Origin of the sequence: Glutamicibacter protophormiae (genome assembly GCF_016894325.1) — a bacterium.
In the GTDB taxonomy this organism is placed as follows: Bacteria; Actinomycetota; Actinomycetes; order Actinomycetales; family Micrococcaceae; genus Glutamicibacter; species Glutamicibacter protophormiae.
Genome location: NZ_CP069806.1, coordinates 1843285 through 1866569 on the forward strand (window position 1 = coordinate 1843285; position 23285 = coordinate 1866569).

General features: G+C 67.8%; 22 protein-coding genes. 7 read left to right on the forward strand and 15 right to left on the reverse strand.

Features of this window, described 5'->3' with window-relative positions:
* Positions 1–2: 2 nt before the first annotated feature.
* A complete protein-coding gene (gene leuA / locus JQN66_RS08605; protein ID WP_188948241.1) occupies positions 3–1745 on the reverse strand; it encodes a 2-isopropylmalate synthase in 1743 nt (580 codons plus the stop codon).
* A gap of 291 nt (positions 1746–2036) precedes the next feature.
* Between leuA and JQN66_RS08610 the strand changes: the two genes are divergently transcribed.
* Positions 2037–3215: an FAD-dependent monooxygenase gene (locus tag JQN66_RS08610; RefSeq protein ID WP_204677392.1), complete on the forward strand. Its 1179-nt coding sequence runs from the start codon at positions 2037–2039 to the stop codon at positions 3213–3215.
* A gap of 23 nt (positions 3216–3238) precedes the next feature.
* On the opposite strand, the gene era is transcribed toward JQN66_RS08610, so the two are convergent.
* The 4 genes from era to JQN66_RS08630 are packed head-to-tail and all read right to left on the reverse strand — an operon-like array spanning position 3239 to position 6999.
* Positions 3239–4201 carry a GTPase Era gene (gene era, locus JQN66_RS08615; protein ID WP_188948243.1) on the reverse strand — a complete coding sequence of 321 codons (963 nt, stop codon included), beginning with the start codon at positions 4199–4201 and terminating at the stop codon, positions 3239–3241.
* On the reverse strand, positions 4194–5480 hold the full coding sequence (locus JQN66_RS08620) for a hemolysin family protein (RefSeq protein ID WP_188948244.1): 1287 nt from the start codon (positions 5478–5480) through the stop codon (positions 4194–4196). The genes era and JQN66_RS08620 overlap by 8 nt, the downstream gene beginning before the upstream one ends.
* A 5-nt stretch (positions 5481–5485) precedes the next feature.
* Positions 5486–5959 carry an rRNA maturation RNase YbeY gene (gene ybeY, locus JQN66_RS08625; protein ID WP_188948245.1) on the reverse strand — a complete coding sequence of 158 codons (474 nt, stop codon included), beginning with the start codon at positions 5957–5959 and terminating at the stop codon, positions 5486–5488.
* A gap of 11 nt (positions 5960–5970) precedes the next feature.
* A complete protein-coding gene (locus JQN66_RS08630; RefSeq protein WP_204677393.1) occupies positions 5971–6999 on the reverse strand; it encodes a PhoH family protein in 1029 nt (342 codons plus the stop codon).
* 303 nt (positions 7000–7302) lie between these two features.
* Here JQN66_RS08630 and JQN66_RS08635 point away from each other — a divergent pair, with 303 nt between their 5' ends.
* The gene (locus JQN66_RS08635) at positions 7303–8229 is read left to right on the forward strand and encodes a GerMN domain-containing protein (protein WP_204677394.1); all 927 of its coding nucleotides are present in this window, start codon (positions 7303–7305) and stop codon (positions 8227–8229) included.
* 484 nt (positions 8230–8713) lie between these two features.
* Here the strand turns inward: JQN66_RS08635 and JQN66_RS18605 are convergent, their stop codons facing one another.
* Positions 8714–8842, reverse strand: coding sequence for a hypothetical protein (locus tag JQN66_RS18605; RefSeq protein ID WP_275439083.1), 129 nt, complete (start codon positions 8840–8842; stop codon positions 8714–8716).
* On the opposite strand from JQN66_RS18605, the gene JQN66_RS08640 reads away from it, so the two are divergent.
* Positions 8841–9059 carry a hypothetical protein gene (locus tag JQN66_RS08640; RefSeq protein ID WP_188948248.1) on the forward strand — a complete coding sequence of 73 codons (219 nt, stop codon included), beginning with the start codon at positions 8841–8843 and terminating at the stop codon, positions 9057–9059. The genes JQN66_RS18605 and JQN66_RS08640 overlap by 2 nt on opposite strands.
* Positions 9060–9454: 395 nt before the next feature.
* Here JQN66_RS08640 and JQN66_RS08645 read toward each other — a convergent pair whose 3' ends face one another.
* From JQN66_RS08645 to hrcA, 3 genes are all read right to left on the reverse strand, one after another.
* Positions 9455–10228, reverse strand: coding sequence for a 16S rRNA (uracil(1498)-N(3))-methyltransferase (locus JQN66_RS08645; RefSeq protein WP_204677395.1), 774 nt, complete (start codon positions 10226–10228; stop codon positions 9455–9457).
* Between the two features lie 3 nt (positions 10229–10231).
* Positions 10232–11353 carry a molecular chaperone DnaJ gene (gene dnaJ, locus JQN66_RS08650; RefSeq protein WP_204677396.1) on the reverse strand — a complete coding sequence of 374 codons (1122 nt, stop codon included), beginning with the start codon at positions 11351–11353 and terminating at the stop codon, positions 10232–10234.
* Positions 11354–11419: 66 nt separating this feature from the next.
* Complete coding sequence (hrcA, locus tag JQN66_RS08655) at positions 11420–12433, reverse strand: heat-inducible transcriptional repressor HrcA (RefSeq protein ID WP_204677397.1); 1014 nt, start codon at positions 12431–12433, stop codon at positions 11420–11422.
* 127 nt (positions 12434–12560) lie between these two features.
* On the opposite strand from hrcA, the gene JQN66_RS08660 reads away from it, so the two are divergent.
* Complete coding sequence (locus JQN66_RS08660) at positions 12561–13430, forward strand: DUF3097 domain-containing protein (RefSeq protein ID WP_204677398.1); 870 nt, start codon at positions 12561–12563, stop codon at positions 13428–13430.
* Between the two features lie 145 nt (positions 13431–13575).
* A complete protein-coding gene (locus JQN66_RS08665) occupies positions 13576–13923 on the forward strand; it encodes a DUF4870 domain-containing protein (protein ID WP_308425051.1) in 348 nt (115 codons plus the stop codon).
* 29 nt (positions 13924–13952) lie between these two features.
* Here JQN66_RS08665 and hemW read toward each other — a convergent pair whose 3' ends face one another.
* Both hemW and lepA read right to left on the reverse strand, forming a co-directional pair.
* Positions 13953–15182, reverse strand: coding sequence for a radical SAM family heme chaperone HemW (gene hemW / locus JQN66_RS08670; RefSeq protein WP_204677399.1), 1230 nt, complete (start codon positions 15180–15182; stop codon positions 13953–13955).
* A gap of 4 nt (positions 15183–15186) precedes the next feature.
* Positions 15187–17031 (reverse strand): translation elongation factor 4, encoded by a 1845-nt coding sequence (gene lepA / locus JQN66_RS08675; RefSeq protein ID WP_204677400.1) that lies wholly within the window; start codon positions 17029–17031, stop codon positions 15187–15189.
* 110 nt (positions 17032–17141) lie between these two features.
* Here lepA and JQN66_RS08680 point away from each other — a divergent pair, with 110 nt between their 5' ends.
* Positions 17142–17732, forward strand: coding sequence for a type II toxin-antitoxin system PemK/MazF family toxin (locus JQN66_RS08680; RefSeq protein WP_204677401.1), 591 nt, complete (start codon positions 17142–17144; stop codon positions 17730–17732).
* A 169-nt stretch (positions 17733–17901) separates the two neighbouring features.
* A complete protein-coding gene (rpsT, locus tag JQN66_RS08685; RefSeq protein WP_188948257.1) occupies positions 17902–18162 on the forward strand; it encodes a 30S ribosomal protein S20 in 261 nt (86 codons plus the stop codon).
* 146 nt (positions 18163–18308) lie between these two features.
* On the opposite strand, the gene holA is transcribed toward rpsT, so the two are convergent.
* The 4 genes from holA to JQN66_RS08705 form a co-directional block, all read right to left on the reverse strand.
* Positions 18309–19301, reverse strand: a complete 993-nt coding sequence (gene holA, locus JQN66_RS08690) for a DNA polymerase III subunit delta (RefSeq protein ID WP_204677402.1) — start codon at positions 19299–19301, stop codon at positions 18309–18311.
* A gap of 33 nt (positions 19302–19334) precedes the next feature.
* Positions 19335–21605 (reverse strand): ComEC/Rec2 family competence protein, encoded by a 2271-nt coding sequence (locus tag JQN66_RS08695; protein ID WP_204677403.1) that lies wholly within the window; start codon positions 21603–21605, stop codon positions 19335–19337.
* A 10-nt stretch (positions 21606–21615) separates the two neighbouring features.
* Positions 21616–22266 (reverse strand): ComEA family DNA-binding protein, encoded by a 651-nt coding sequence (locus JQN66_RS08700; protein ID WP_204677404.1) that lies wholly within the window; start codon positions 22264–22266, stop codon positions 21616–21618.
* A 75-nt stretch (positions 22267–22341) separates the two neighbouring features.
* Positions 22342–23280 (reverse strand): DegV family protein, encoded by a 939-nt coding sequence (locus JQN66_RS08705; protein ID WP_188948261.1) that lies wholly within the window; start codon positions 23278–23280, stop codon positions 22342–22344.
* Positions 23281–23285: the final 5 nt, after the last annotated feature.

Consider the following 23285-nt stretch of genomic DNA (forward strand, 5'->3'; position numbering starts at 1 on the left):
GGCTACTTCGCGTCGCGGATCGCGCGGTTGACCGCGGAAACCACTGCCTTCAGCGCGGCGATGTTGGTGTTCGTGTCCAGCCCTACGCCCCACAGGATGCGGTCGCCCACGGCGCATTCGACGAAGGCCGCGGCGCGGGCGTTGCCGCCCTCGCTCATCGCGTGCTCGGAGTAGTCCAGCACGCGCAGGTCCACGCCGTCCTCGTTGAGCATGTGCACCAGCGCGGAGACCGGGCCGTTGCCGCCGGCGGAGCGCTCATGCGGCGCGCCGTCGATGACCAGCTTGGCGTCCAGCTGGAAGCTGCCGTCCTCGGCGGAGGCCGCGGTGGCCGACGCGATGCGGTAGTGGCCCCAGGTCTCCTGGCCCGAGCCTTCTTCGGCCGGCAGGTATTCGTCCTGGAAGACGTTCCAGATGGTCGAGGAGGAGACCTCGCCGCCCTCGGCGTCGGTCTTCTTCTGGATTACCCCGGAGAACTCGATCTGCGCGCGGCGCGGCAGATCCAGGTTGTAGTCGTTCTTCAGCAGGTAGGCCACCCCGCCCTTGCCGGACTGCGAGTTCACGCGGATCACTGCCTCGTAGGAGCGGCCGATGTCCTTCGGGTCGATCGGCAGGTACGGCACGGCCCAGACCAGCTCGTCCAGGTCCTTGCCCTGCTCGCCGGCCTTGGCCTCCATGGCCTCCAGGCCCTTCTTGATGGCGTCCTGGTGGGAGCCGGAGAAGGCCGTGAACACCAGGTCGCCGCCGTACGGGCTGCGCTCGGGCACCGGCAGCTGGTTGCAGTACTCGACGGTGCGGCGGATGTGGTCCATGTCGGAGAAGTCGATCTGCGGGTCGATGCCCTGGCCGAACATGTTCATGCCCAGGGTCACCAGGTCCACGTTGCCGGTGCGTTCGCCGTTGCCGAACAGGCAGCCCTCGATGCGGTCCGCGCCGGCCAGGTAGCCCAGCTCGGCGGCGGCCACGCCGGTGCCGCGGTCGTTGTGCGGGTGCAGCGAGAGGATGATCGAGTCGCGGTTGGCCAGGTTGCGGTGCATCCACTCGATGGAGTCGGCGTACACGTTCGGGGTGGCCATTTCCACGGTGGCCGGCAGGTTCAGGATCATCTTGTTCTCCGGGCTGGCCTCCAGCACCTCGGCCACGGCCTCGGAGATGCGCTTGGCGAACTCCAGCTCGGTGCCGGTGTAGGACTCCGGGGAGTACTCGTAGGTGATCTTGGTGCCGGTCATCTGCTCTTCGTACTTCTTGCACAGGCGCGCGCCCTGCACGGCGATGTCGACGATGCCGTCCTGGTCCTGGCGGAAGACGACCTCGCGCTGCAGGATCGAGGTGGAGTTGTACAGGTGCACGATCGCCTGCTTGGCGCCTTCCAGCGCCTGGTAGGTGCGCTCGATCAGGTGCTCGCGGGACTGGGTGAGGACCTGGATGGTGACGTCCTCGGGGATGCGGTTCTGCTCGATGAGCTGGCGCACGAAGTCGAAGTCGGTCTGCGAGGCGGACGGGAAGCCGACCTCGATCTCCTTGAAGCCCATCTGCACCAGCAGGTCGAACATCTTGTGCTTGCGTTCGGGGCTCATCGGGTCGATCAGCGCCTGGTTGCCGTCGCGCAGGTCGACCGCGCACCAGCGCGGGGCCTTGGTGATGTACTTGTCGGGCCAGGTGCGATCGGGCAGATTGACCTCGATCTGGTCCTGGAACGGAACATACTTGTGGATTGGCATGTTCGAAGATTTCTGCATGTTCTGCATTTCGGTTGTCCCCTAGACAAAAAGTTGGTGCGTAGTTTGTGTGGGGCCAGACAAGAGCTTACTCCGCAACGAGGGGTCGGCCGAGGGACCACTAGCGGTCCGTTGGATCCTCGCAGCGGCTAAGTAGTAGTAGAAGCTCGAAATGCACGTGTTGAGCATAACACCGGCCCTCGGCGGGTGCTGAAACTGTTGCGCCTTTGTGTCACATTGTGGACAGGGCGGATGCTGGACACGGACGCAGCGGCGGGCGAAGAATGGGAATATCGTCGCGTCGGGGAAATCAGGTGCAGCATGCGGGCGCTCATCGTGGGAGCCGGAATCGCCGGGCTGGTCGCGGCCCGGCAGCTGGGCTTGGCCGGCTGGTCGGTGGACGTGCTGGAGCGCGCGCCCGGGCCGCGGCCGGAAGGGTACATGATGGACTTCTTCGGTCCCGGGGTGCGGGCCGCGGAGCGCATCGGGCTCTACCCGTACCTGGCGCAGGCAGCACACCGCGTCCGGGCCGCGGCCTATGTCGATGTCGACGGCCGGGAGACCGCCCGGCTGGACTACGAACAGTTCTCCGCGCTGGCGGGAGGCAACGTGCTCAGCCTGCTGCGACCGGATCTGGAAACCGCGGCGCTGCGCGCGCTCGGTGATGCGCCAGCGGGCGGCATCCACCTGCACTACGGGTGCCGGGCGGCGCGCGTAGTGCAGCGGCCGGGGGCGGTCGCGCTCGTGGCCGAGAACCAGCATGGACAAAGCCGCTGGTTCGAGGCCGACCTGCTGATCGGCGCCGACGGGCTGCATTCGCGGGTGCGCGAGGGGGTATTCGGTCCCGAGTCCGGGTGGCTGCGGGATTTGGGCATGCGCGCCGCGGCGTACATCGTGGCCGAGCCGGAGATCAACGCGGGCGCCCGGCACCGCTTTGTGCTCACCGACAGCATCGGGCGCACCGCCGCGTACTACGGGCTGCGCGACGGGCGCGTGGCCACGCTGCTGGTGTACCGGGCGCTGCCCGGGGACCCGCACAACGCCCGCGACAGGCTGCGCCGGCACTTCACCGGGCTGGGGGCAACCGTGGACCGGCTGCTGCAGCTGTGCCCGCAGGAGCCCTACGACGACGTGGTGGCGCAGGTGGTGATGCCGCGGCTGTCGCACGGGAACACGGTGCTGCTGGGTGATGCCGGAGGTGCGGTGTCGCTACTGGCCGGCCAGGGCGGATCGCTCGCGGTGGCGGGCGCCGCGCAACTCGCCGCTTCGCTGGAGAACCTGGAGGATCCGGGGTGGATCCCCGCAGCCCTGGCCGGCTTCTCCGCCCGCTGGCAGCTGACGGTGCGGTCCGCGCAGGTCTCGGGCCGGCGGGCCGCGGCGAGCTTCCTGCCCGCGACCCGCGCCGGGCTGCTGCTGCGCCGGTGGGTGATCCGCAGTTCGAGCGTGCCGCCACTGGACCGGCTCATCGCCCGGCGCATCGTGGCGTCGCTGGCCAAGTAGTGCCGCCGCAGCTGCGCGGCGGGCTAGAAGCCCAGGCGGCCGAGCTGCTTGGGGTCGCGCTGCCAGTCCTTGGCGACCTTTACGTGCAGGTCAAGGTACACCTTGGTGCCCAGCAGCTTCTCGATGCCCTTGCGGGCGTTGGTGCCGACCTCGCGCAGCCGCGCACCGCCGCGGCCGATCACGATGGCCTTCTGGCTGGAGCGCTCGACGTACAGCGAGACGTGGATGTCCACCAGCGGGTTGTTCTCGCTGCGCCCCTCGCGCGGGACCATCTCCTCCACGACCACGGCCAGCGAGTGCGGCAGCTCGTCGCGCACGCCCTCCAGCGCGGCCTCGCGCACCAGCTCGGCGACCATCTTCGCCTCGGGCTCGTCGGTCAGCTCGCCGTCCGGGTACAGCGGCGGGCCGGCCGGCATCTGCTGCACGAGCACGTCGGCGACCTCCTGCACCTGGAACTCCTTGACCGCGGAGACCGGCACGATCGCGGCGAAGCCGTTCGGGCCGAAGTTCTGGTTGCCCAGCTCGGTCACGGCGATCAGCTGCGCGGCCAGCGCCTCGCGGTCCACCAGGTCCGCCTTGGTCACGATCGCGACGATGGGCTTGCGCTGCAGCTGCGCCAGCTGGGTGGCGATGAAGCGGTCGCCGGGGCCGATCTTCTCGTTGGCCGGCAGGCAGAAGCCGATCGCGTCCACCTCGGAGAGCGTCTGCGCGACCAGGTCGTTCAGCCGCTGGCCCAGCAGCGTGCGCGGGCGGTGCAGCCCGGGGGTGTCCACGAGCACCAGCTGGGCGTCCTCGCGGTGCACGATGCCGCGGATGGTGTGGCGGGTGGTCTGCGGCTTCGCGGAGGTGATCGCCACCTTCTGGCCCACCAGAGCGTTGGTCAGCGTGGACTTGCCGGCGTTCGGCCGGCCCACGAAGGAGGTGAAGCCGGAGCGGAAGCCCTCGGGCCATTCGCCCAGGGTGCGCGGGGTGTGGTTTTCACTCATCAGAGGAATCCTCGTCGTTCTCGATATGATCTAAAGCGTCCTTGGCCAGACGCTCTACATGGATTTTGCCGATGCGGTTGCGGCGCCCCGCCAGGGCGACCACGGTCAAGCGCAGACCGTTCACATCCGCGGTGGAGCCGAGCACGGGCACGGACTCCAGCGCCTTGGACAGCAGCCCGCCCACGGTGTCCACGTCCTCCTCGTCGATGAGCAGATCGAAGTGGTCTGCAATATCGTCGATGGAGGCGCTGGCCACCGCGAACAGCGAGCCGTCCGGGTTTTCCACCAGTTCGGTGCGGCTGCGGTCGTATTCGTCGTCGATCTCCCCGACGATCTCCTCGATCAGGTCTTCGAAGGTGACCAGCCCGGCGGTGCCGCCGTACTCGTCGACCACGATCGCGAAGTGGATCGATTCCTGCTGCAGCTCCTGCAGCAGTTCGGCGGCGGACTTGGACTCCGGCACGAAGCGCACCGGCCGGGACAGCTCGGCCAGGTCCTTGGCCTGCTGCAGGCCGTGGATCTCCCCGATCAGGTCCTTGAGGTAGATGATGCCGCGGATGTCGTCGGTATCCTCGCCGATCAGCGGGATGCGCGAGTAGCCCGAGGCCATGAACAAATCCAGCGCGCTGTGGAAGGTGTGGTCAGGGTCCAGCACCACCATGTCGGTGCGCGGCACCATGACCGCGCGCACGTTGGTCTCCTCCAGGTCGATGACCCCGGAGATCAGCTCGGCGGATTCCTCATCAAGGTCCTCGCCCTCGCTGGCCCGGTCCACCAGGTCGCGCAGGCGCTCCTTGCCCAGGTAGCCGTCCTCGTCGCTGCCGCCGGGGCTCAGTGCCTTGGCGATGTTCGCCAGCCAGTTGGCCACCGGCCCCAGGGCCCGGCGCAGCAGCCGGACCAGCGGCGCGGTCGCCTGCACCACGCGCTGGGCGTTGGAGCGGCCGTAGCGCCGCGGCGAGACGCTGACCAGCACGAAGCCCAGGGCCGCCATGGCGATGGTGGCGACCAGGCCGGCGAGCCAGATGTTTTCCACCCGGATGGACACCAGCAGGGCCACGGAGACCGCGGAGGCGGTTTCGAACCAGACGCGCCAGAACTTGATGGCCTGGGCGTGGGACTCGGTGTCGTCCAGGATCGCGCTCAGCGCCTTGGAATCGGAGTCGGCGCGCAGCCGTTCTGCGGCGTGCCGGGAGAGCGCATAGAAGGCCGAGTCCGCGGCCGTGAGCACCGCCGAGCAGGCGATGAAGAGGATGGCCAGGACCAGCAGGAGTATACCCACGGCGGCTATTCCACCGTTTCCTTCGGAGCCGGGCGCCCGGTGTAGGACTCCAGCAGGCGGCGCTGCAGGGAGAACATCTCTTCCTTCTCCTCGGGCTCCATGTGGTCGAAGCCCATCAGGTGCAGCAGCCCGTGGGTGGCCAGCAGCAGGATTTCGTCGTGCGTGCTGTGCCCGCCGGCCTCGGCCTGCGCCTGGGCGACGGTCGGGCAAATCACGATGTCACCCAGGATGCCGGCCTCCGAGGGAGCGTGCTCGCGGCCGGGGCGCAGCTCGTCCATCGGGAAGCTCATCACGTCGGTGGGGCCTTCGAGGTCCATCCACTGAACGTGCAGCGCGCTCATGGCCTCCTCGTCCAGGAAGACGATGGACACCTCGGTTTCCGGATGCAGGTACATGGCGCTCATCACCGACTGCGCCAGTGCGTTGACGTCGTTCAGGTCGACGTCGAACTCGGTTTCGTTGTTGACTTCAATGCTCATTGCTTCGCTGCTCACTTCGTATGTCGCGGCCGTTGGCGGCCCGTGCGGCGGTTCTCGTCCCAGCGGTCGTAGGCGGAGACGATGTCCGCGATCAGCCGGTGGCGCACCACGTCGCTGGCGTCCAGCCGGCAGATCGAGATGTCCTCGATGCCTTCCAGCACCTCGCTGGCCATGCGCAGCCCGGAGACCGCGTTGCCCGGCAGGTCGACCTGGGTGACGTCCCCGGTGACCACCATCTTGGAGCCGAAGCCGAGGCGCGTCAGGAACATCTTCATCTGCTCGCTGGTGGTGTTCTGCGCCTCGTCGAGGATGACGAAGGCGTCGTTCAGCGTGCGCCCGCGCATGTAGGCCAGCGGGGCGACCTCGATGGTGCCCGCCTCCAGCAGCCGCGGGATCGAATCGGGGTCCACCATGTCGTGCAGCGCGTCGTAGAGCGGGCGCAGGTAGGGGTCGATCTTCTCGCTCAGGGTGCCGGGCAGGAACCCCAGCTTCTCCCCCGCCTCGACCGCCGGACGGGTCAAGATGATGCGGTTGACCTGCTTGTCCTGCAGCGCCGCGACGGCCATGGCCATGGCCAGGAAGGTCTTGCCGGTGCCGGCCGGGCCGATGCCGAAGGTCACCGTGGAATCCTCGATGGCGTCCACGTAGGACTTCTGGTTCACCGTCTTGGGACGGATGGAGCGCCCGCGGCCGGAGAGGATCTTCAGCCCCAGCACGTCGGTGGGCGCATCAGGGTTCCCGGCGCTGAGCATCTTGATGATCTGCTCGATGGTTTCCGCGCTCATCCGCGAGCCGCGCTGCGCCAGCGACCGGGCTTCCTCGGTCACCCGCTGCGCCTTGCGCACCTGGATCGGGTCGCCGACCAGGCTCAGGGTGGCCCCGTTGGGGCGGAACTGCACCTTCGGGTAGGCGCCGGTGAGGATGCGCAGCAACTCGTCGTTCGGGCCCAGGGTTGCGATCATCAGCTCGGGAGTCTCGAACGTGATGGCCAGCGTCGCCGGCCCGGTCTCGGATTGCCTCTGGTTCTGTTCAACCTGCATGCAGTGCTTCGTGCCCCTTTTGAGCTCGGAAAATAAAAAAACTTGCGCAAGTCCAGTCTAGCTAGTCCCGGGCGCCCGACGCGATACGTACCGCTCCGCTGAGCGCTGAAAATTCTGAAACTAGTATGAAATGAATCTAATCCGGGCAGGTCGCAAAGGTATAGATTTGGTTACGGATTGGTAGGTTTAGCGATTTTCGGCCTCATCCCGCACCCTGATGTGTCACGCTATATGAGCGCACGGAACCACGTTCTCGTTCCGGGCGCCGGAAAATCCCCGCAGAACAGATGGACTGGTCGAAACGTGCAGCAGTGGTACAAGCGCCGAATCCCGCGACGACTCGCGGCGACCGGCGCCATTGCGGCCCTGGCCCTGGCGGCCGGCTGCGGTTTCGCCGCACGCAACGACAGCTTCGAGATGCCTGCAAACTCCGCGGCCGCGGCCCAGGGGGTTCCGCTGGCCACCGATTCGATGGAGCAGGCCTTCCCCGGGCAGAAGATGCCGGTCTACTGGCTGGAGAACACCGACTCCGGGGTCTACCTCTACCGCGAATACGCCACCGACACCCGCCACCAGGAGCCGATGGGCGACGCGATCGCCTACCTGCTGGCCGGGAAACCCGCCGACCCGGCCTGGTACACCCACCTGAAGTCCACCGACGACGTCGGGGTCTCCATCGACAACCAGAACCTGATCACCCTGGACCTGCCGGCCAAGGTCTTCAGCGCCACGCTGGACGAGGGCCTGGCCGAGCGCGCCATCCAGCAGCTGGTCTTCACCGCCACCGCCGCCGCCTCCAACGCCGGCATCCTGGTCGGCGACACCCCGGCCAGCGTCCGCATCCTGGTCGACGGAAGGCAGAACGCCACCGTCTTCGGCGGCCACCGCCTGCAGGACGTGTACCAGCGCGATGCGAAGTTCATGGCGCCGATTTGGATCATCGACCCGCAGTTCGGCACCACCACCGCGGTGGGCGCCGTGAAGTTCCACGGGCGCACCTCCAGTTTCGACGGCGGCACCTTCTACTCCCTGCAGTCCAAGGCCTCCGACGGCGAGCCCCAGGTGATCACCGCCGCCAACCGGATCAACGACGAGAGCGTGGAGCCCGACGGGTCCTTCACGCTGACCACCCGGCTTCCGGCCGGCAGCTACACGCTGACCGTCTGGGGCAAGGAAGCCGGCAGCGATGCCAAGGTCGGCGAGGTCAGCTCCGACTTCACCGTGCGCTGAGCGCCGGCCCCGCCCCAGCACCGAATCGAGGTGGCGGGGGTGTCTCACGCTCTCCTCTCGCATCACTGTGCGCTTCGAGGTGTCGGCCCTTTCGTGGCCCCAGCAGAATTCGAACCGCTCGTGCAGCGTGTGCTGAACATCCGCGTGGGATGATCCGGGGCGGGCTGCTGCATCGCCCGTCCAGGGGCGCCGAAAGGATGCTCTTTCTTCCATTCTTGTCCAGCCCAGCCCCGCTGGGCAGCAATCCTGCCTGTCGTCAAATCACGATTGCTGATCGGGAAAAATGCCCTCCTGCTAAAGGATGATTTACCACTTTCGACTCTCATGATGGACTGGAACCGTCCTTGCAGTTGAACGAATCCAATCTATCTCCAGGACCTTGTGGCGAATTCCTGCATTCGCTTGGCACGGCGGAACGTGCGCCGGACCGTACAAGGAATCATGGTCCGGATCATCCGAGGGTGATATCCGTGGCGCCGCCACTTCACAGCTCCGCCGTCGCAGCATCCGACTGCTGCAGCACAGCCTTGACGAGGCCGGCCGCGGAGGCGTCGACGACGTCGGGCAGTGCCTGAGCGGTGCCGGCTAGCCACGGGAAGGGAAACACAGGCATGACAGCGATATCGAACGGACCATCCGCAGCACGGAAGGGCACCGTCGCAGCACTGCTCTTCCTCGCGGTTGCAGCGATCAACCTGCCGCGTGTTCCGCGGCTCGCCGACTACTCGACAGTGGGATGGGCTGTCGGCGGCGTGTTCCTCATGGCAGCACTGGTGCTCGCCATCGCAAACTTTCGGATCCAGTCGAAGGCCAGATCGTCGCAGGAGTAGGCGACGATATCCGAGACACGAGCAGAAACTCAATGGAGCTCCCAAAACCATCATGGTCGTGCGGGGAACCAGGGAGTTGCCCGCCAAAAAGGTCATCACCTTGCAGCGGGGCGCAAAACTACTTGCTACCAGGCAGAGATGATGCATGAGGATGAAAAGTGGCAATCCCGCCCCTGCCACTCCACGCGTCAAAGACCATTGCACTCGTTGGGGTTTTGCCACGCAATCTCAGCGGTATTCATGATTTGCAGGCTCAGCTGCTCGAGAATGGACTTCTCCTTCACCGGGTCTTCCTCCAAGGGACTTCCGCACTCTGGCAAATGCCCCTGCCGGGCCTGCTTAAACAGCGATTGCCGTGAACCCGAGAGGTTCACGGCAATCGCTGTTTAAACTTGCTAGAGTTCGCCGAGCAGGTGGCGCACCAGCACCAGCGCGGCAGGACCCGCGGTGGAGGCGCGCAGCACGTGGCGTCCGAGCAGCGCCGGACGCGCCCCGGCGGCCACGAACGCCTCGAGCTCGGCATCGCTGATGCCGCCCTCCGGGCCGACGACCAGCACCACGCCGGTGCCCGGCGCGGCGGCGGGCAGCCAGCCGGACACGGCCTGGGTTACCGAATCCTGCGCCTGCTCGTGCAGCACCAGGACCAGGTCGCCGGCGGCCGCGTGGGCGGAAATCGCCGCGGCCAGCGACTTGCTGGTGACCAGCTCCTTCACCCCGGGTTCGAAGGTGCGCCGGGACTGCTTCTGCGCCGAACGCACCTGGGCTCGCCACTTGGCCAGCGCCTTGTCGGCTTTCGCCGCGTTCCAGCGCACGATCGAGCGGTCGGCCTGCCACGGGCGCACGGTGAAGACGCCCAGTTCCACGGCGGATTCCACGGCCTGCAGGTCGCGGTCCCCCTTGGACAGCGCCTGGATGAGGGTCGCCGGATGCTCCGGGGGCTGTTCCTGGTGTCGTTCCAGGACGGTGACCGTGAGCAGCTCCTTGGCAGCGGAGGATACCTCGACGACCAGGCGCAGCCCGGTGCCGTCGAGCAGGTCCAGCCGCTCACCGGGCTGGACGCGCTTGACGACCACCGCGTGGTGCACCTCCGGCCCGGTCAGCTGCAGGGTGTCCCCCACGCGGGCCGCGGCGCCCTGCTCCGGATCGAGCACGAAACTGTGGTTGCTCATGGCCTAGCGCTGGTTCAGCTTGTCCCGCAGGCGCGAGAACATGCCGCCGGAATGCTCCACGCGTCCGGCGCTGAGCTCCTCGCCGCGCAGCTTGGCCAGCTGCTCGAGCAGCTCGCGCTGGGCCGCGTCCAGCTTGGTCGGGGTCTCCACCTGCAGGTGCACGATGATGTCCCCGCGCTTGCCGCCGCGCAGCCGCGGCACGCCGAGGCCCGCAAGCGTGAGGGTGTCCCCGTCCTGGGCGCCCGGTTCCACGTTCAGGGTCTGCTCCTCGTCGAAGGTTTCAAGCTTCAGCTCGCACCCCAGGGCCGCGGCGGTCATCGGGATCGTCATCTTGGCATGCAGGTCGTTGCCGGAGCGTTCGAACACCTTGTGGCGGCGTACGTCGATCTCGACGAACAGGTTGCCGTTCGGGCCGCCGCCCGGGCCGGCCTCGCCCTGGCCGCGCAGCTGGATGCGGGTGCCCGCGTCCACGCCGGCCGGCACATTCAGCGACTTGGAGACATGCTCGCGCACGCGGCCCTCGCCGTTGCACTCCAGGCAGGGATCCGGGATCGTGGTGCCGTAGCCGCGGCAGGCGGCGCAGGTCTCCACGGTCATCATCTGGCCCAGGAACGAGCGCACCGGGCGCTGCACCTGGCCGGCACCGTGGCAGATGGTGCAGGTGACCGGGCTGGTGCCCTCGCGGGTGCCGTCACCGTGGCAGGTCTTGCAGACCACGGCGGTTTCCATCTCCAGCGGGTAGACGGTGCCCTTGACGGCGTCTTCCAGATCGATGGTGATGGTGATCAGCGCATCGCGGCCCGGCTGGGTGCGGGACATCGGCCCCTGCCCCTGCCCGCCGCCGAAGAACTGCTCGAAGATGTCTCCGAAGCCGCCGAATCCTGCGCCGCCGCCGAAGCCTGGCTGGCCATTGCCGTTCTCATCGCCCGTGGCGTCGTAATTCGCCCGCTTCTTCTCGTCGGAAAGAACCTCGTAGGCGCGGGTCACCAGCTTGAACTGCTCGGCCGCGTCCTCGCTGGGGTTCACGTCCGGGTGGAGTTTGCGCGCCAGCTTGCGGTAGGCGCTCTTGATTTCCTGCGGGGTCGCGTCCTTGGCGACACCCAGGGTCTCGTAATGCGAGCTCACGATCTTCGCCGTGTCCTTTCCTTTAAAATTTCACTTCTCAAGTTGTTCCGCGAACCGGCTTCGGAGCTAGTTCGCCAAAATCTTCGACAGGTAGCGGGCCACCGCGCGCACCGAGGCCATGGACGAGGAATAGTTCATCCTGGTCGGGCCGAGCACACCGAGCTTGCTGCGCTGGTCGGTGCTGTAGGTGGTGGCGATGACCGCCGCGTCGGACAGCTGCCCGTAATGGTTTTCGGTGCCGATGGCCACGGCCAGGCCGCGCGAATCCGCCTCCAGCTCGGAGAACAGCTTCAGCAGCACCACCTGCTCCTCCAGCGCCTCGAGCACGGGGGTGATGCTCAACGGGAAGTCGCCCTCGACGCGGGCCAGGTTCGCGGTGCCGGCCATGACGATGCGCTGCACGTTCGCCGCCTGCGCCATCTCCTCCAACGCCCGCAGCACGCTGTCCACCAGCGGTGCCTCGTGCCGGGCCGGGATGGCTCCCTCGTTGCCCAGCGGGCCGACGAGGTCCGCCAGCCGGTGGCCGCCGAAGGAGTTCAGCAGCCACTGCTTGAGGTCGTTCAGCTCCTCGTCCGAATAGGGCCGGGACACCGTGAGCATCCGCTGGTCCACGGTGCCGTTGGAGGCGATCATGACCATCAGCACCTGGCGTGCGCCCAGGCCCACCAGGTCGAGGTTGCGCAGTTCGGCGGTGTCGTAGTGCGGCACCTGGATCATCGCCACCTGGTTGGTCAGCCGGGCCAGCAGTCGCACGGTGCTGTGCAGCATCTCGTCGAGGTCCTGCGAGCTGTCCAGGATCTTGTTGATCGCCTCGCGCTCGGCGCGCGAGAGCGGCTTGAGTTCGCCGATCTCGTCCACGAAGCGGCGATACCCCTTCTCCGTGGGGATGCGCCCCGACGAGGTGTGCGGGGCGGCGATCAGGCCTTCCTCCTCCAGCAACGCCATGTCGTTGCGGATGGTGGCGGCGCTGACCCCGAGGTTGTGGCGTTCGCGCAGCGCCTTGGAACCCACCGGTTCGCGGGACTGGACATAGTCCTCGACGATGGCGCGCAAAACGTCCAGACGTCGTAGTTCGCTCACGAAAACACCTCCCGGGATGCCCTGCCGGCACAATTGGCACTCTAACCTGTCAAGTGCCAAGTCTAATACCTTCGGCAGTTGCTAGCATTGGATTTCGAGCGTATTCGATCACAGCGAAAGGCAGCCCGTGTCCAATTTCTCCTGGGGACCGCAAGACCTGAGTGCTCCGGCACCCAAAAAACTCCGCCAGGTGCCCGTTGAACGCGGCATGATCCTTGAAGACGCGGTCTCCGGCTGGGTCGGCGAAGTCGTCCGGACCGAGAAGTCCGGCGGCATGCGTGTGATCGTGTTGGAGGACCGCCACCGCAAGACGCGCTCCTTCCAGGCCGGCTTCGGCTTCCTGCTGGAAGGCGAACCGGTGGAGATCGTCGAACCCGTCGCGAAGGCCGCGGCCCCCGCGACGATGATCTCCGCGTCCGGTTCGCGGGCCGTGGCCGACCTGAAGGCCCGCACCGCCCGCGCCAGCCGCATCTGGGTCGAAGGCAAGCACGACGCGGAGCTGGTCGAGAAGGTCTGGGGCCACGACCTTCGTGTTGAAGGCATCGTCGTCGAGCCGCTGCACGGCGTCGACGACCTGGCCGGGGCCATCCGCCAGTTCGCTCCCTCCCCGACCCGGCGCCTGGGCATCCTGGTCGACCACCTGATCTCCGGCACCAAGGAGGAGCGGATCGTCGCCGAAGCCATGAAGGTCCCCGGTGCGGCGGGCAACGTGCTGATCCTCGGCCATCCCTACGTCGACGTCTGGCAGGCGATCAAGCCCGAAACCCTGGGCATCAAGGCCTGGCCGGTCATCCCCCGCGGCACCGACTGGAAAACGGGTGTGCTGCGCGCCTTCGGCTGGCCGCATGACACCGCCGCCGACATCGGCATCGGATGGCAGCAGATCCTGTCGACGGTGAAGCACTACGGGCAGCTGGAGCCGGCGCTATTGGGTAAAGTTGAGGAACTAATCGATTTCCTCACCACGGAAGATTACGGTTTCCTAACGATTGACTAAGATTTGGACATTCAGGGTGCCGTTGTGCCGGGCGTCCGCGGAAGCTCGATAACATGGTGGAGAAGCCGCACCGTAAGACAAGGACATTTCCGTGACATCTCGCCAGGTACCATCATCTGAGAATTCGCGTTTCGAGGGATCAAACGTGTCCGCGCTGCCGCTCTCCCCGTCGGAGGATCGCCAGTGGGCGACCATGGCGCACTTCGGCGCGATCCTCGGATGCATTCCCTCGGCCATCATCTTCGCCGTGTACCGCGACCGCGGACCCTTCACCGCCCAGGAGTCCAAGGAAGCGTTCAACTTCACCTTCCCGCTGACCATCCTGGCGATCGTGCTGAACATCCTGAACCTGCTGCCGGGCATCGGCTGGCTCTTTGCTGTCATCGCCGTGTGCCTGTGGGTCTTCATGACCCTGATGGGCGCGTACGCCGCGATCCAGGCAAACAAGGGACGCCCCTACCGCTACCCGATCAACCTGCGGTTGATGAAGTAGCGGCAGGGGCGGCAACGCCTGCGGGCTTCCTAGAAATCCAGCAATTCACGCACCACGAGGTCGGCCAGCAGCCGGCCTCTTTGCGTTAACACGATACGGCCGGCGAACGCCGCCTTGGGATCGACCAGCTCGTCGGCGATCAGTCCGGCGACCTTGGCGCGGCCCGCGGATTCCAGTTCGCCGATCTGCATGCCGGAACTGAGCCGGGTGAGCAGCATGGTGCGTTCTAGCTGCACGGCCTGGTCGTCGGGGAATTCGCGGCCGTGCCCCGGCGAGATGCCGCCGTCGATGCGCTGCTGGTAGGCGGCCGGGTGCTTGACGTTCCACCAGCGCAGCCCGCCGACATGCGAGTGCGCGCCGGGACCGGCACCCCACCAGTCCCCGCCCTGCCAGTAGGCGATATTGTGGCGGCAGGCGTGCTCTTCGCCGCGCGCCCAGTTGCTCACCTCGTACCAGTTCAGGCCGGCGGCGGAAAACAGCTCGTCGGCCAGCTGGTATTTCTCCGCGTGGTCGTCGTCGTCGATGTCCGGAACTTCGCCGCGGCGGATCTGCGCGGCCAGCTTGGTGCCGTCCTCGATGATCAGCGCGTAGGCGGAAATATGGTCCGGCTGATAGCTCAGCGCGGCCTCGATGCTGGTGCGCCAATCGGCCAGCGACTCCCCCGGAGTGCCGTAGATCAAATCGACGCTGACATCCAGCCCCGCTTCGCGGGCCCAGGCCACCGCCTGCGGCACCCTTGCAGGATCGTGCGTGCGCTCCAGCACCTTCAGCACGTGAGGCACGGCCGACTGCATGCCGAAGGACACGCGGGTGAACCCGCCGTCGGCCAGCTCCTGCAGGCTTTCGCGGGTCACCGAATCCGGGTTGGCTTCTGTGGTGACCTCGGCGCCGGGCTTCAGGCCGAATTCGGAAACGATGCGGCCCAGCACCGAAACGAGGTCGGAGGCGGGCAGCAGGGTCGGGGTGCCGCCGCCGAAGAAGACCGTCTCGATTTCCCGCTGCGGCACGCCGGAGCGTTCAAGAACCTGCTTGGCGAAGCCGATCTCCTTTCCGACCGTCGCCGCATAGGTCGCCTGGCTGGAGCCGTTGCCCAGCTCGGTGGCGGTATACGTGTTGAAATCGCAGTAGCCGCAGCGCACGGTGCAGAACGGAATGTGGACGTAAAAGGACATGGTCCGCTCCGACGCACCGTGCGCGCACGCTGCGGGGAGCAGACCATCGGCCGGAGCCGGATCGCCGTCAGGCAGGACTGAGGGCATCTAGCTACTTCTTTTTCGTTTCGTCGGTGGACAGCGCGGCGATGAACGCCTCCTGCGGGACCTCCACGCGGCCGACCATCTTCATGCGCTTCTTGCCTTCCTTCTGCTTTTCCAGCAGCTTGCGCTTGCGGCTGATGTCGCCGCCGTAGCACTTGGCAAGCACGTCCTTGCGGATGGCGCGGATGGTTTCGCGGGCGATGATGCGCGAACCGATCGCGGCCTGGATCGGCACCTCGAACTGCTGGCGGTTGATCAGCTCGCGCAGCTTCACCGTCATCATGGTGCCGTAGGCGTAGGCCTTGTCGCGGTGGGTGATGGCGGAGAATGCGTCCACCTGCTCGCCCTGCAGCAGGATGTCGACCTTGACCAGGTCTGCGACCTGCTCGCCGTCGGCCTTCCAGTCCAGCGAGGCATAGCCGCGGGTGCGGGACTTGAGCTGGTCGAAGAAATCGAACACGATTTCTGCCAGCGGCAGGTGGTAGCGCATTTCCACGCGGTCCTCGGAGAGGTAGTCCATCCCGCGCATGGTGCCGCGGCGCGACTGGCACAGCTCCATGACGGCGCCGATGAACTCGCTCGGGGCGAGAATGGTCGCCGCGACCATGGGCTCGTGCACTTCCAGGATCTTCCCGTCGGGGAATTCCGAGGGGTTGGTCACCGTGATCAGCTGCTTGTCCTCGCCCATGACCTCGTACACCACGTTCGGGGCGGTGGAGATCAGGTCCAGGTTGAATTCGCTCTCCAGCCGCTGGCGGGTGATTTCCAGGTGCAACAGGCCCAGGAAGCCCACGCGGAAGCCGAAGCCCAGGGCAACGGAGGTTTCCGGCTCGTAGATGAGCGCCGCGTCGTTGAGCTGCAGCTTGTCCAGGGCGTCGCGCAGCGCCGGGTAGTCGGTGCCGTCCAGCGGGTACAGGCCCGAGAACACCATCGGCTTCGGTTCCTCGTAGCCGCCGAGGGACTTCTGCGCGGGATTCAGCGAGTTGGTGACGGTATCGCCGACCTTGGACTGGCGCACGTCCTTCACACCGGTAATCAGGTAGCCCACCTCGCCCACGCCCAGGCCCTTGGTCGGGACCGGGTTCGGCGAGGAGACACCGATCTCCAGCAGTTCATGGGTGCTTCCGGTGGACATCATCTGGATGCGCTCGCGCGGCTCCAGCTTGCCGTCGACCACGCGCACGTAGGTCACCACGCCGCGGTAGGTGTCGTAGACCGAGTCGAAGATCATCGCGCGGGCCGGGGCATTTGCATCGCCCACCGGGGCAGGGAGCTGCTTGATGACCTCGTCGAGCAGGGCTTCGACGCCTTCGCCGGTCTTGCCGGAGACCTTCAGCACCTCGCTCGGATCGCAGCCGATGAGGTTGGCCAGCTCGGCCGCGTACTTCTCGGGCTGGGCGTTGGGCAGGTCGATCTTGTTGAGCACCGGAATGATGTTCAGGTCGCTCTCGATCGCCAGGTACAGGTTGGCCAGCGTCTGGGCTTCGATGCCCTGCGCCGCGTCAACCAGCAGGACCGCGCCTTCGCAGGCAGCCAGGGAGCGGGACACCTCGTAGGTGAAGTCCACGTGGCCGGGGGTGTCGATCATGTTCAGCGCGTAGGAGGTGCCGTCGACCTCCCATGGCATGCGCACGGCCTGGGACTTGATGGTGATGCCGCGCTCGCGCTCGATATCCATGCGGTCCAGGTACTGGGCCTTCATGTCACGGGCAGAGACCACGCCGGTGAGCTGCAGCATCCGGTCGGCCAGGGTGGACTTGCCGTGGTCGATATGCGCGATGATGCAGAAGTTACGGATGAGCGACGGATCCGTCGCGGCAGGCACCGGAGCGGTGCGGGCCAATGGAGACACCTAAACAGACCTCACTAGCGATGAGCAGACATGATTGAATTACGCCTATTCTGTCATGCTTTGCCGGTGAGAACATATTTCCGGCGCCGCTCACTGATAGTTTGTGGTGCATGGCTTTGAATGCACAGAAGATCTTCGACTTCATCCTCCGCGCGGTCAAGGAACTGGGTTCCTCCAGTACCAAGAGCACGAACGCCGGCGGCGCAAAGCCGCAGCGAGGCGGCGTGGCGGACTCCCGGCGTCCTGCCTCGGGAGGCAACCGATCCGCCGGCGCCAGCCCCCGACCCGCGCCGGCAGCGGGATCCAGGTCGGGCTACCCGGGCGACTTCACCGGAACCATCCGCTACGAGTACAACCCGAGCATGGACGGCGACGCGGACCCGGGCGAGGTCGTCTGGGGGTGGGTCCCCTTCGAAGAGGACTACTCGCAGGGCAAGGACCGTCCGGTGCTGGTCATCGGCCGCGACGACGGCTGGCTGCTGGGGCTGATGCTCACCAGCAAGGACAAGAACAATTCGCAGCACCACAATCCGAACTACCTGGATATCGGCACCGGAGCCTGGGACCGTGAACGGCGCCCCAGCGAGGTCAAGCTGGACCGCATCATCCGGCTCTCCCAGGACTCGGTGCGGCGCGAAGGGGCGATCCTGGATGAGGACCGTTTCCGCAATGTGGTGAAGGTCCTAAACAACCGCCGCTAAGCGGTCGCTGCGGGGAGCCTGTTCTGCTAGAGTTAGTTCTTGTGTGTCGCGCAGGTTGGGCGACACGCCCCCTTCGGGTCGCCATAGGTGCCCCACACCGCTCAGTCGATGGCCTGAAGGATGAACCCTCTACCGACCGTATTAGACGATAAACGAGAGAGTTTATTAAGTGGCAAACATCAAGTCCCAGAAGAAGCGCATCCTCACCAACGAGAAGGCACGCCTGCGTAACGTAGCTGTCCGCTCCGAGGTCAAGACCGTTATCCGCAGCGTCAACGATGCTGTGGTTGCCGGCGACAAGGACAAGGCAACCGACGCACTGCGTCTGGCCGGCAAGAAGCTGGACAAGGCTGTTAGCAAGGGTGTTCTGCATAAGAACAACGCTGCTAACCGCAAGTCGGCCCTGGCCAAGAAGGTTAACGCCCTCTAAGCTCAGCTAGACTCTACAACTCCCCCGGAACTTCGGTTCCGGGGGTTTTGTTTTGCCCCGGTGCAGCCCGCGGCAGTATTGGGGCTGCGCACCGGGGACAACGAAGGCGCCGCCAGAATTCCTGGCGGCGCCTTGTCGTAGGCCTTCTAGTGGCGCGGGGCCTTGCCGGCGATGAAAAGGATCGCGCGTTCCAGCGCATAACCCGGCGATCGCCCCCCGCCCTTGACCATGCGGTCGGTTTGCGCGATGGTTTCCACGCAGGCGGCCAAGTCCGCGCGCTTCCAGCCGCGGGCCTGCTGCTGCGCCTGCTGGACCTGCCACGGGGCCATGCCCAGCTGGGAAGCCAGCACCGCGGCCGGCTCGTTCACGCCCAGCACCTTGGCCAGCTGGCGCACCTTCATGGCCAGCGTGGCGACGATCGGGATCGGATCGGTGCCGGTGCCCAGCGCGTGGCGCAGCGTGCGCAGGGCCACCTGGGCGTTGCCGGCGATCGCCGCGTCGGCGACCTTGAAGGCGGTGGCTTCCACGCGGCCGCCGTAGTACTTGTCGACCACGTCCTGGTCGACGGTGCCGGTCGTGTCCTGGATCAGCTGGGAGCAGCTGGAGCCGAGCTCGGCCAGCGAATTGCCGACGGCGGCTACCAGGGCCTTGACCGCATCGTTGGTGATGCGCCGCTTGGCGGCCTTGAATTCGGCGGTGACGAACTCGATCTTCTCCGCGTCCTTCTTCACCGGCTGGCAGTTCACGAGCACCGCGCCGGCTGCCTTGACGGCATCGAGCAGCTTCTTGCCCCGGGCGCCGCCCGAGTGGTGCATGATCAGCACGTTCTCCGGCGCGGGGTTCTTGAGGTAGGCTAGCGCGTCCTTCAGGAAGTACTCGTTCATGGTCGCCAGGTCGTGGATCTCGACCAGGTTCGCGGTGGAGAACAGCGAGGCGCTGGTGGCCAGCAGCAGTTCCCCCGGTTCGTAGTTCTGCGCGTTCAACCGGGTGTGGGCGATGTCCTCGCGGGAGGCCGCCTGGGCGCGCAGCAGTTCGAAGGCGCGGGAAGCCAGGTACTGCTCGGAGCCGGAGAGCAGGATCAGCGGCTGCGGGGTGAGGTCTCGCCAAGAGATCCCGGGATTGGCCTGGGCGCGTGCCATCGAACTCCTTAGTGCAGGTGCAATATATCGATCCTACCGAACCGGCGCCCCCAGCGAGGCCGCGTGCACGCCGTCGGCATCCAATGTGAGCAGAACGGTGCCCAGCCTATCGGTGCGCAGCACCTGCGCGCCCTGCGCCTGGGCCGTGTCGAGGATGCCCTGGTTGGGGTGTCCGTAGGTGTTCTTGGCGCCCACCGACACCAGGAACACCTGGGGCCGGGCCGCTGCGACCAGCTCCTGCCCGCCGTTGCGGGCCCCGTGGTGCGAGGCCTTGAGGATCGCGGCGGGACCCTGCGGGTGGGCCGCGAGCAGCCGGTGCATGGCCTGCTCCTCCATGTCCCCGGCGGTGAGGAAGTCGATCTGCCGGTCCCCGCGGGTGAAGGTGAAACGCAGCACCAGCGAAATGTCGTTCGGCTCCGCGCCAGCCACGGCCGCGGGATCCGGGCCGATGACCCGGTAGGACACGCCCTGCCCCTGCCCGGTGTCCCCCGGGAGCAGCGCCCGGTGCGGCTGCCACAGCGGCTCCGGAAATCCCGCGGAGACCAGCCGCTCCCCCAGGTCGATGCCCGAGGACTCGAGCTCCGGCACGCCGCCGAAATGGTCGGCGTCCTGGTGCGTGATGAACACCTTGGTCAGCGACTCGATGCCCAGCTGGCGCAGGCAGCCGGCCACCCCGCCGTCGGGCGGCCCGGCGTCGATCAGCCAGCCCGCGGACTCGCCGTCGCGGATGACCAGCGCGTCGCCCTGGCCCACGTCGCACATCGCGATGGACCAGGGCTGGTCCACGGCAGGTTTCCAGAACAGCGTGGCCGGCAGCACCAGCGCGGCCAGGAACACCGCCAGCACCCCGAGCAGGGCCAGGCAGATCCGGCGCACGCGCAGCCGCTCGGTCTGGCTCCCGGCGACCAGCAGCACGCAGAAGACCGCCGCGATGCCGGCCGCGACCACGATGCCCGGCATGCCCTCGGGCCACGGGCGGCTGGCCCCGGGCAGCCGCACGGCCAGCCGGGCGAGCTGCCCGACCGCTTCGGCCGGCCATCCGATCAGCCAGGCCAGGGCGTGCGCGGCGCCGGGCAGCACGGTGCACAGCAGCAGCGCGGCCACCCCGAGCCCCGTGATCACCGGCAGCAGCGGAGCCGCCAGCAGGTTCGCCGGCAGCGAGTAGAGGCTGAAGTCCGCATTCAGCGAGATCACCACCGGCAGGCAGGTGAACTGGGCGGCGCAGCAGATCGCGGTCGGTTCCGCCAGCGGCGCGGGCAGGAACCGGGCGGCCAGCTCGGACAGCGGCACGGTGAGCATGATGATGCCGGCGGTGGCCAGCACCGACAGCGCGAACGCCGGCTCGGCGGCCAGCGACGGGTCAAGGACCAGCAGCACCGAGGCGCTCAGTCCGAGGATGCCCAGCGAGCCCTGCCCGCGCCCGGAAAGCAGCGAGAAGACCGCGATCGCGCCCATCAGTCCCGCCCGCAGCACGCTGGGATCCGGGCCGACGAAGGCGACGAACAGCCCCAGCCCGCCGGCCATCAGGACCCCGGCCAGCACCCGGGGCACGGCGAACAGCCGCAGCAGCACCATCAGCATCGAGCCGACCAGGGCGATGTTCGACCCGCTGACCGCGGTCAGGTGGCTCAGCCCGCTGCCCCGCATCGCCTCGCCCAGTTCCTCGTCCTGTCCGGAGCGGTCCCCGTAGAGCATGCCCGGCAGCAGCGCCCTGGCGTCGGGCGACAGCCCGTCCAGCTGCGCGGCGAAGCGCTCCTTGAGGTTCGAGGCGGGGGTGGGCAGCTGCCAGCTGGTGACCCTCGGCTCGCTGTCGGCGCGGGCCCACCAGCGGAAGCTGCCCGAGTCCCCCGCCGGCTGCAGCGAAGCGATCACGGTGAGGTCGCGCGCCCTGCCCGGCAGCGGGCCGCCCAGGGACAGGTGGATCGGGATCTCGCAGCGCCGCCACTGGCCCTGGTGCTGGTAGCCATCCAGCTGCGCCGCGCCGGCGACCCCGCCGCCGTCGACGGGCCGCGGCGGGTCGGTGAAATGCGCGGTGATCCGGCGCTGCTGCGCTCCGGGGTCGGGCAGCGTGCAGTCGGCCGCGCCCGGGTGCGTGCCGAGCACCGCCAGCGCCGCGAGTAGCAGCACCAGCGGGCCGGTGAACCACGGGGCCGCATGGGGCGCGTCGTGCCGGGCGCGCAGCAGCAGCGCGAACAACCCGGCGAAGAGCGCGAGCAGCACCAGCACCGCCCACCCCGGCGGCCGCAGCAACGCGGCGAGCCAGGCCCCGGCCAGCAGCCACAGCCCGCGGAAGTCGGTGCGCACTACGAGCCCCTCACGGCTGCACCAGCTCGCGCAGGTTGCCCAGCACCGCGGGGCCGATCCCGGAGACCGCGTCCAGCTCCTCCACGGAGGCGAACGGGCCGTTGGCTTCGCGGAAGTCGATGATGCGTTGGGCCAGCGCGGGACCGATGCCCGGCAGTTCCTGCAGTTGCTGGGCGTCGGCGCTGTTCAGCGAGATCTTCCCGCCGTGCGGCGCCCCGCCCGGTGTGCCGGAGGATGCGCCGCCGGAAGGGCCGGCGGCGGAGGGGCCGGCGGCGGCCGGGGCGTCCGAGGCGCCGGGCAGCACGATCTGCTGCCCGTCGGCCAGCCGCGCGGCCAGGTTCAGCAGTTCGGGGCGGGCGGAGCGCCGCAGGCCGCCGGCCGCCTCCAGCGCGTCGGCGATGCGCGATCCGGCGGGCAGGGTGTACACCCCGGGCCGCTTCACCGCGCCGACCACGTGCACGGTCACCGCGCCCGCGGAGCTGCCGGGGTCGGCGGAGGGCGCGGCGGAGGGGCCGGGCGCAGCGGTGCCCGGCGGCGAGGGATCGGAAACCAGCGGCACGGTCTGCAGCTGCGTGGTGGTCGGCGGCGGGGCCAGCAGGATCGACAGCCCGATCCAGGCCAGCACCACCAGCACCAGCACGAGCACCGCCACGCGGCTCACGGCGAATCGCAGCCGCGAGGCACGCGGCGCATACCTGCTGAAGAAGTCATGGCGCCCCATGGGAGCCAGTGTGCGTTAGCGGGCGGGCGGCTGCTGGGGTTGCGGCGCGGGCTGTGGATACAGCGGGGCCACGGCCACGCCGAGCACCCCCATGCCGGTGTGCGCGGCCAGCACCGCCGGCAGCGACTCGATGAGTACCTCGCCGGCACAGTACGGGTTCAGCTCGGTGGCGATCTCGGTGGCCAGCTCCGCGGCGCCGAAGTGCATGACCCCCAGCCGCACCGGGCCCTGCGCCGCGGCGGCGTCGCGCTGGGCGAGGGCGACCAGCCGCGCCTGGGCGCGGGCGAAGGAGCGCGGCTTCTCCAGCGGGGCGATGACCCCGTCGGCCAGGCCCAGGATCGGCTTGACATTCAGCAGGCTGCCGAACACCGAGGAGACCGCGCTGATCCGCCCGCCGCGGCGCAGCTGCTCCAGGGAGGGCACCGCGAAGTAGATGGTATTGCCGGCGGCGCCGGAGGCGATCTGCTCCAGCATGCCCAGCTGCGCGCCGGCGTCGCGCGCGGCGAGCACGTCGGCGACCGCGAAGCCCTGGGCCATCGCCACGGTGCGCGAATCGATGACGCTCACCGGCACCGGCGCCTGGGAGGCGGCCAGCCGGGCGGCGTCCACCGTCCCGGAGAGCCCCGCGGAGAGGTGGATGGAGACGACCTCCCGGCAGCCGGCCGCGGCCAGCTGCGCATAGGCGCGCGCGAACTCGCCGGGGGCGGGCCGCGAGGTCTTCACGCTCTGGCCCATGGCCAGGCCCATCATCAGCGCGTTCACGTCCTCCCCGTGCACATGGTTGTCCACGATGATCGGGATGCCCAGCTGGATGAAGTCAGCGCTGGCCAGCAGCGCCGGCGGCAGGCAGGAGGCCGAATCGGTCACCACCCCGATCCGGGCGCCGGAAAGCCCACGCGGGGCCAGCAGCTTGTGCAGCCAGCCCGTGCGTGGGCTCTTGGATCGCTCAGTCATGTCTT